The 8,871-nt window shown below is 64.5% G+C and carries 7 protein-coding genes; 2 read left to right on the forward strand and 5 right to left on the reverse strand.

The annotated features are described in order from the left end of the window. The 5 genes from GXY33_16940 to GXY33_16960 all read right to left on the reverse strand — a co-directional run. Positions 1 to 2,524 (reverse strand): hypothetical protein (locus tag GXY33_16940; GenBank protein ID NLX06825.1); only part of this gene is annotated, 2,524 nt, incomplete at its 3' end. A gap of 11 nt (positions 2,525 to 2,535) precedes the next feature. After that, positions 2,536 to 3,306, reverse strand: a complete 771-nt coding sequence (locus GXY33_16945; protein NLX06826.1) for a DUF1559 domain-containing protein — start codon at positions 3,304 to 3,306, stop codon at positions 2,536 to 2,538. 58 nt (positions 3,307 to 3,364) lie between these two features. Further along, positions 3,365 to 5,368, reverse strand: a complete 2,004-nt coding sequence (locus tag GXY33_16950; protein ID NLX06827.1) for a hypothetical protein — start codon at positions 5,366 to 5,368, stop codon at positions 3,365 to 3,367. Between the two features lie 12 nt (positions 5,369 to 5,380). Further along, the gene (locus GXY33_16955; GenBank protein ID NLX06828.1) at positions 5,381 to 6,091 is read right to left on the reverse strand and encodes a prepilin-type N-terminal cleavage/methylation domain-containing protein; all 711 of its coding nucleotides are present in this window, start codon (positions 6,089 to 6,091) and stop codon (positions 5,381 to 5,383) included. A gap of 48 nt (positions 6,092 to 6,139) precedes the next feature. Continuing rightward, complete coding sequence (locus GXY33_16960; GenBank protein ID NLX06829.1) at positions 6,140 to 7,195, reverse strand: LacI family transcriptional regulator; 1,056 nt, start codon at positions 7,193 to 7,195, stop codon at positions 6,140 to 6,142. A 181-nt stretch (positions 7,196 to 7,376) separates the two neighbouring features. On the opposite strand from GXY33_16960, the gene GXY33_16965 reads away from it, so the two are divergent. Continuing rightward, entirely contained in the window at positions 7,377 to 8,168 is a 792-nt protein-coding gene (locus GXY33_16965; GenBank protein NLX06830.1) for an amidohydrolase family protein, read from the forward strand. Next, the coding region (locus GXY33_16970) for an amidohydrolase family protein (GenBank protein NLX06831.1) at positions 8,165 to 8,871 on the forward strand (707 nt) is incomplete at its 3' end. The genes GXY33_16965 and GXY33_16970, both read left to right, overlap by 4 nt.

Raw genomic sequence — 8,871 nt, forward strand, 5'->3', positions numbered from 1 at the left:
CCGTATCCACCGCAACGCTCATCCGCTTCACACCGGCCGGCAGCGTCGCGGGCGTCACGACCGCGTCGGCCGCCTTGCCCGAAAAGTTGCACGCGATCACTACCGTCGACCCATCCGGCATCACCGCTTCGATCTGCCGAACACCCGGCGCGATCTGCGCCCCGAACACCCGCCGGCCCTTGCCGATGATCCGCCAGATCGGCGCCACGTGCGCGTCGAAGTCCTTGCGCATCTGTCCCGGCTCCAAGCCGATCCACGTCGTGCCGACCCAACCAGCGGCCTGGTCGTAGTCGCAGAAATTGTAATACATCTGGCCCAGCACGGAGTACCAGAAGTAAAGCTGACCATAATCCTCCCACGGCACGAACGGATGCCCGAACGGCGTCCGTCCCGCCGTCACGTCGTTGAGGAACATCAACAGCGGATGCTCCGACGCTGTGTAGTCGTAGTGATGATAATCCTCCGCCAGCGGCACCCCGCCGTTGGCGATCACGATCTTCTCCGGCCCGAACGACCGAATCGTCTCTGAAAAACGCCGCAGCCAACGCATCTCGCTGGCCACGCCCGTCAGCCCGGTGTTCGGATCGACTGCCAGACTCGCCGCCGGGAACGTATCGTACGAAAAACCCGCCAGCTTCCCAAATCGGGTCAGATCCTGGCGGAACTTCCCCGCCGCCCACTCGCTCGGCGCCGTATTGAAAATGTCCACGCTGCGATAAAAACCAAACCAGTGCGACCCCTCCGTGAACCACTCCGGATGCTCCTCCACGATCTTGTCCTGGGGAATCGGACCCCAATCCTTCTGCAGGAATCCGCGCGGCGAAAACCACGCCACCGCCTTCATCCCGCGAGCGTCGATCGCATCGAGCAGCTCCGCGAATCCCGGCGGCGCCTGCTCGTAATCGCCCTGATACGAAACGCCGTGCGACACGTCGCGGTAGTCCGCCAGTAACGTCAAAATGCCCACGCCGCAACTCGCCAGACGATCCAGCAGCGGCCGCACGTCCGCCGTCGGCTCGATCTGAAGCTGATGGCCCGGCTTTTCCTTCGCCGCTCCCGGCAGGTCGAAACCCATGAACATCATCTTGTCCCGCTGAAGGACTCGCGGCCGCCCCTGCACATGCTGATCGCCGGTGCCCGTGTAGATCCCGATCAGCGGCGAAAAGAACCGCGACTCCTCGATGTCCGCCTGGCCCAGCGTCGCCGGCGTCGGCGCGAACACGCCCAGGTTGATCCGGTAGCGCAACGACTCGCCCGGTTCGATCACCGCCTCGCGCCCGTCCCATCGTCCATCCGCCGCCGGCTTGGCCCCCGCCGATGGAAAGAGCCGCCACGTGATCGGCCCGCCGTCCGCGAACGCCGTCACTGTCCCGATCGCGCCGTACCAGTCCGGCATGAAGAGTTGAAGCTCCAGACCCTCCTTCTCGCACGGAAAGATGAAGTACGGCGGCCGCTCGCCGATCGCGGCCAAGCCCGCCTGCGTCCGCGGCACGAAGATCGGTCCGCAGCCGCTGCCGTAGACAATCCCGTCGAACGCCGCGTCGGCCTCGCGGAAATCCAGCCGCGTCTCCCGATAACTCACTCCTTTCGAAGCGTCCGCGGCCAACGCGATCGTCACCTCCAAACTCACAGCCGACCGATCGTCAACGGCAATCCGCGTCGTCCGCTGCAACCCATCACTCCGCCGAAACGCGGCAATCAGCTCGCGCGGACCGGACTTGTGCTCCACCATCTTCCACTCGTCATCCGGCGCAGCCGTCAACGCACCGAAATCGAGAATCGCCTTACCGCCCTCCACCGCCAGCTTCTCGCCGTCAAGCCGGACCGCCCGAACCGCCATCGGCGGCGTCGCCGTCTGATCGACCGGCGGCCGCTGCAAATCGCTTCCCACCGCCTTGACCGTCGTCTCGATCCGCGTCGACTTGCGCGGCGACGCGTTCTCGATCCACGCATCGACCTCGCGAATGTCGCACGGCTGGCCGCTGTGACCGAGCACCTCAAGCCGCAAAAAACGAAAACCCTTCACCTCGCCCGGAGCAAACTCGTACGCCACCCGGTGCATCAACCTGGTGGTGTCCTTGCCCGCCGCAAACTCCCGATCCACCAGCGTCCCCTCAACCGGCGAAAACGCCGCACCGTCGGACGAGACGCTGATCCGCCCGCCGAAGTTCCGATACTGCCCGGCAAACAGCCACACGTGCAATCGCCGCAGTTCCGACCGATCACTCTCGAGGTCCCACGTCACCTGCGCCGCTGGGCTTCCGCCCAAAACCACCCCGTTGTCCGGCTTGCCCGACCCGAGCAAATTCACCGTGCCCCAACTCCCGCCATCCACCAACCCGCTCATCAGCCGGTCCGACGGCTGACCGTCGTGGCTCAGCGTCGCAAACACGTCCTGAAGCGTGTCATCCGAGGCGACGCCCTCCACGTCCGTCGAACAGACCACCTCCACCGCCATCGCCGAAGACACGAACAGAAGCACAGCCGGCACGACCAGCCGCGCGCGGAATCTCCATCGAACCATCGAACGTCCTTTCAATCGAGATTGTTCCAGTTCCAGTACTGCGCCCACGGCTCGCCGACCAGCGCCCGCTCCGGGCCCACGATCTCGGCGTGGCCGTCGACGAACAGAAAACTGTTGCCGCTCCCGTGATACCCAGCGTCCATCGGCGCCACGTCGGGCAGCGCGAAATCGCCGAACAGGTAATACCCCCAGTAGATCACGCAGCCGGGGCCGTTGATCAGCCGAATGTTCCACGCGGCATGCCACTCCGCCACGATGAAATCCGCCGAAGGGCTCCCGAACTTGCCCAACGGCACGCCGTGCGTGTGATCGTACCGCCCGCTGCCGTACGGCGGAGCGTACTCGAAAAACAACATGCTGTAGCTGCGACGCCGGCCATACGGCCGACCGATCGAATCCGACGGACAGCCGAACACGTCCGCCGTCAAATCCACCGGATCCCCCGGCTGCGGCACCGCGCCGATCGCACAGCCCAGATCCTCCTGCGTCGCCCGATCCCAACTCAACATCGACGGCCAACCCTCGTGAATCGCCGGCGCGGGCAACACGTCATTGTGATCCTGCGCATACCCGCCAAAGCCCAAACCAACCTGCCGGAGATTTGACTGGCAAGCCACCGTCCGCGCCTGCTCCCGCGCCGCCGAGAGCGCCGGCAGCAACATCGCCACCAACACCGCGATGATCGCCACCACCACCAGAAGCTCAATCAACGTAAAACATATTTGATTTCTGATGTATGATTTGTGATGTGCCTGCCGGCTTGCCAAACGTTCCTGCGTCATGGCATCTTCTCTCCAAATCACAAATCAGGAATCCGAAATCATAAATCGAACGTCCCTGCTATTCCTTCGCCCGGCGCTCAACCCACTCCGCCGCCGAAACCAACTCCCAATCCGGCTTCTCCGCCGCGAACACCACCAGCGGCTCGTCGCCCGTCAGCACAAACTCCGGCGCCTTCGGATCGAACGACACCGAGTCAAGCCGCCAGGTGAACGCCGAGACCGCCGACCTCACCCCGCCGACCTTGACCGCCCGGTCCGCCTTCGCCGCGCCGCCTTCCGCGCGATCGTCCCAGAACACCAGGGCATATTCGGGACCGTCGCCGGCTGTGCCCGGCTCACGCTCCAGAACGTACGCCTCAACCCCCTCAACCGGCTCAGCCATCCCCACCAGACGCCGGTCCCGCATCGCGTCCACCGACAACGCGAACGGCAGCAGCCGCAACTTCGGATTCCAGTCGATATCGAACAGCCCGTACGGACACAAATGCCCGTTCTCGTACCAGTCACGCGCCAGGTAATAATCCACCCGCGGAAATCCGTGCAGGTAGAAATCCCGCGCGAACATCTTGACCATATCGCACGGACGGCCCGCCGACTCCTCGCTGTTGATCAGCTCCTTCTCCAAACCCCGGGCCGACAGCTCACGCCGGAAAAACGCCGGCAGATCCCACTCTCCAGCCGACCACGTGTAGTGCATCGTGTAAACGTCCGCGAACCGGTCCACGCCCAGGTCCAGACACTTCCGCACGAACGCCCGGCCGCCGTCCGGCGCACCGGTTGCCTCGTCCCGCGAATACGTCGCCGCAAACGCCGCGATCCGGATCGACGGATCGATCCGCTTGACCTCCTCGCGAACGATCTCGATCTGCCGGACGTATATCTCCGGCGTCGCTCCGCGCCACCAGACCTCCGGAGCGTCCACCTCGTTGCCGAACTCCGCGATCTCCACCATCCCCGGATAGCGCGAGAACACCGCCCGAAGATACTGCCGAAACAGCTCCTCATGCTCCGCCTTCACTGCCGAGAACCGCTCCGGCGCCACGCTGAACTGCGGGTCCGGATACCCCGTCATGAACATGAACGTCTGGCCGTACTTCGCCGCGAACCCAGCCTGGTAATCCAACTGCTCGAAATCGTCGAACTTCGGCCCGAGCTGAAACCAGAAACTCTCGGTGGTCCGAAACGACTCCACCCCCGCCCGCGCCAGAAGGTCATACGCCGCCGCCGTCTCCGCCTCGTGCTTGCCCACCTCGATGAACGAATACGACATGCCGTGCAGCCCGAACCGGCTCGGCCGCGACCGTTTCGCCTGCGCCGAGGGCAGCGGACGCACCGAGATCTTCCGCCGCACCTCAGCCGCCGTCTCCGGCCGGGCGTCCTCGCTCGTCCGCCCGATCTGTCCCCAGTACTGCTTCCTCGTCAACTCCTCCACGTACTCGCGATGCGTCATCCGCTTCATCAGCTCCGACCACGTCGGATGCGGCGAACAGGACGGGTGGTTGCCCGCCGGCACGTACGCCGGATCGCTCGTCAGAAACATCGCGTCGATAAACGCCGCATACAGCCCATCCGACGTGCGCGGCTCGCGCGCCTCGATCCGAATCGTGTGCTTGCCCGCCTTCAGCCGAACCGCCTCCGCCATAAACCAGCCGAAATACGCGTACGGCGAATCCGTCCCGTACGACTCGCCAACCCACGAACGCCCGCGCAACGCCACAAACGGACCGTCGTCGATCCGAACGTACAACGGCGCGATCCCGCCCGAATCCTGCGGCGATCCGCTGATCCAAAGCCGATACTCGCCGCCGCTCGCCGCCGCGAACTCCCACTCCGCGAAAAATGGCGGCTTGGCAGCGCTGCCGGGCACGTCCAGACGCAGGTACCGCCCCGCCGACGCCCCGTCGTCTTCGCCCCCCACGAAGATGAAGCTGCCCGGCGAAAAGTTCGTCCGAACCGCGTCTTCGCCTTCAATCCAGATCGCCGGCGCCGCCGGCTGAGTTGCCGCCGCCAACGCCACGGCGCTACCGATCATCTGAGCGATAATGATGGTGGACAAACGCATGTGCAAAAACCCTCAATACCAGAACATCTCACTTTGCTGCAGCCCGTATCCCAGCACCGCCACGTACGCCACGTGGCCGTCGAAAAACAGAATGTTGTTCCCGTACGAACCCGTCGCATCGTGCCACGTCGCAAACGGGTGCCAGTCCGGGTAGTGCATCGTCGTGAAAATCGTCGTATCGCCCAGAAACAACAGCCGGCTCGGCTCCGCGATCGCCGACACCGTCATCGGAATCTTCGGCTCGGGAGTCCCCGCGGTTCTGCACAGCCACGGGTTGTTCGCGTAGCTGGTGCCCAGGTGCCACCAGGTCGGAGTCGAAAGACTCCACGCAATCCCGTCCTTGTTGTCCGCCGGGCAGATGAACTGCTCCTTCCGCGTCGCCCACTGATGCTCGCCGTCGTTGATGTAGTACATCGCCCGCTGCCGCAACGGCAACACGCCCTCCAACGGCCAGAACTGCCCGGCCGGACCCTCCGCTCCGCCCCAGTTCCACCAGATGGCCATCGTCGGTATGTAGTCGTGATGGTCGTTCCAGTACAGCGCCCACAACACCCCAAGCTGCTGCAAGTTCGCCTGACACTGCGCCCGCCGCGCCTGCTCCCGCGCCGCCGAAAGCGCCGGCAGCAAAATCGCCACCAGCACCGCGATGATCGCCACCACCACCAGCAGCTCAATCAACGTAAACGATTGCTGATTGAGCAAACGGCAACGTTTGTGATTCATGGCGATGCGTCCTCCAATCAACAATCAGCAATCAACATTCAACAATCCCTACGCCGATTCCCGCACGATCAACCGCGGCTCCAGCACCACGTTCTCCGCCGGTTGATCGTCGGCTTCTGCTCCGCTCAAACCCTTCTTGAGCAGCTCCCACGCCACGCGGGCCTGGTCCTCCACCGAAAGCCGAACCGTCGTCAGCGGCGTCTTCTGCTCGGCCGCCGCTTCAATATCGTCATACCCGATCACCGCGAGCTGATCGGGAACCGTGATCTTCTGCACCGCCAGGCCCGCCATCAGGCTGATCGCCAGCCGGTCGTTGCTGCACGCCACCGCCGTCGGCCGACGATGCTCCGGCAAAAGCGCCACATGCTCGCCCAACTCGTTGCCGCCGTGGATGGCGTCCGCCGTCTCGAAAAACGCCAGCTCCCCGCCGATCGCCTGCCACGCCTCCGCAAAGTACCGCTGACGATTCGCGTGAATCGGAAGATTGCTGCCGCGGGCCTTGCCCGCATTGAAGTACATCACCCGCCGGTGACCCGCGCGGTACAGGTGCTCAGCCGCGAGACGATGGCCCAGCACCTCGTCGAACGTCACGTTCGGATACCGGACGTCCGGCCCCAACTCGCCCAGCGTCACAATCGGCGTCCCCTGATCCGCCAGCCGCTCCAGCAAGTCATCCGTCCGGTGCATCGGGTCCCGCGCAATAATCAAACCGTCGATCCGCCGCGACAGGAACGCCCGCAGACCCCGCGCCTCCCGCTCCGAGTCAAACTCGCTGTTCGCAATGAAAACCGTGTACCCGTCCCGAGAACAGGAGTCATCAATATAATTAAACAATGCGTTAAAATACTGATTTTGCAGCGAATGGACGAGCACCCCGATCGTATGCGTCCGCCCCGTCACCAGAGACCGGGCCAGGTCGTTGCGGACATAGCCCAACTCGTGGGCAACCCGCAACACGCGCTGGCGGGTCTCGTCGCTGATGCCGATCGTGGTCTGCTTGCCGGGATTCAAAGCCGCGTAAACCGAGGCCTGAGAAACCTTTGCGCAACGGGCAACCTCCAGAACGGTCACCTTCCTGCCCGCCGCCGTCCGTGAAATGGCCATCGATCAGACCTTTCCGTCATTCCTCTATTGGACGTCCAATACGCCCATAATGGCCAATATAATACGTACAATGTGATTTGTCACGAGAAATCTTCCCACGGCCTCTCCCGAATGACTGCCAAACCGCCGCCGCCTTGCGTCGCACGCTCCGGCGGCCATAATAAAAGATGAAAGGAAAGCCATGATCGACGTGAACGCCAGTCTGGGCCGTTGGCCCTTCCGTCGCCTGCGGTACGCGACGCCCCCAGCCATGCTGAGGCAGATGGACCAGTTGGCCATCGAACGGGCATGCGTGGCCCCGATCGAGGCCCTGCTCTATCTCGACGTTCAGGAGGCCAACCGCGAAATGGCACGGGCCATCCGCCGACATCGCGACCGTCTGCTGTTCTTCCCGTCGATCAACCCAGCCTGGCCCGACTGGCAGACCGATCTGGACGAGTGCATCGAAAAACTCGGCGCCACCGGCGTCCGGCTGTTTCCCAGCTATCACAACTACCGGATCAACGACCGCCCGTGCCTCGAACTGCTGGCCGAACTGGAGCGGCGAGACCTGCCGGTCCAGATCGCGACGGTCGTCGCCGATCCGCGGATGCACCATCCAGCCGTCATGGTTCCCGCGGTGCGGCTCGACCCGCTTGCCGATCTGCTGCGGCTCTTCCCGCGGCTGCGATTCGCCATCCTCAACGCCACCGGCATCCGCGAGACGGTCAACCCCAAAACGCTGGGCCGGACCGACAACCTGTTCTTCGACGTCGCGTTCGCCGACGGCGTGGCGTGCGTCGATGACCTGATCGACGCGCTGGGACGAGGACGGATCCTGCTCGGCACCAACGCGCCGATGATGATCGGACTCGGCGCGGTCTACAAGCTCCGCGAGTCGCGGATCGAAGCGGGCGAACTGCGGCGGCTGCTTCGCGAAAACGCCCTGCGATTTCTCAGCCGGCGCGGCAAGGGCGACGGAGGCCGGCCGTGATCATCGACATCCACTGCCACATCCGCACGCCGATCACCGAGCCGCGGCCGCTGCGCCGGACGCTCGAGATCGCCTCGCGATTCGGCATCCAGTGGCTGGCGACCTCGATGGGCACGACGTTCCGGCCGACGCCGACCCGCGACGAGATCCGCCGCGACAACGACCACGTGCTGGCGCTCATGCGCGAGTATCCCGACCGCGTCGTCGGCTACTGCTATCTGAACCCGCACCACGGCGAGTTCTGCCTCAAGGAGCTGGCCCGGTGCGTCGAGGCGGGCATGCGCGGGATCAAGCTGTGGGTCGCCAGCCTCGCCGACGACCCGGAGGTTTTCCCCATCGTCGAACGGGCGATCGAGCTCGACGTCCCGCTGCTCCAGCACGCGTGGAAGAAGACCACCGGCAACATGAAGCACGAAAGCGAGCCGCGCCACGTCGCCGAACTGGCCCGCCGCTACCCGCAGGCCAGGATCATCATGGCCCACGCCGGCGGCATGTGGGAGTACGGCATCAAAGCCGTCCGCCGATACCCCAACGTCACCGTCGACCTCTCCGGCGGAAACCCCACTGACGGCCTGCTCGAAACAGCCCTCCGCGAACTGGGTCCGCAGCGGATCGCCTTCGGCTCCGACGCCGACTGCCGAAGCTTCGGCTCCCAACTCGCGAAAGTCGATGCCGCCCGCCTCCTGCCATCCGTCCGCCAGGC

It is taken from the genome of Phycisphaerae bacterium, from assembly GCA_012729815.1.
Classification (GTDB): Bacteria; Planctomycetota; Phycisphaerae; order JAAYCJ01; family JAAYCJ01; genus JAAYCJ01.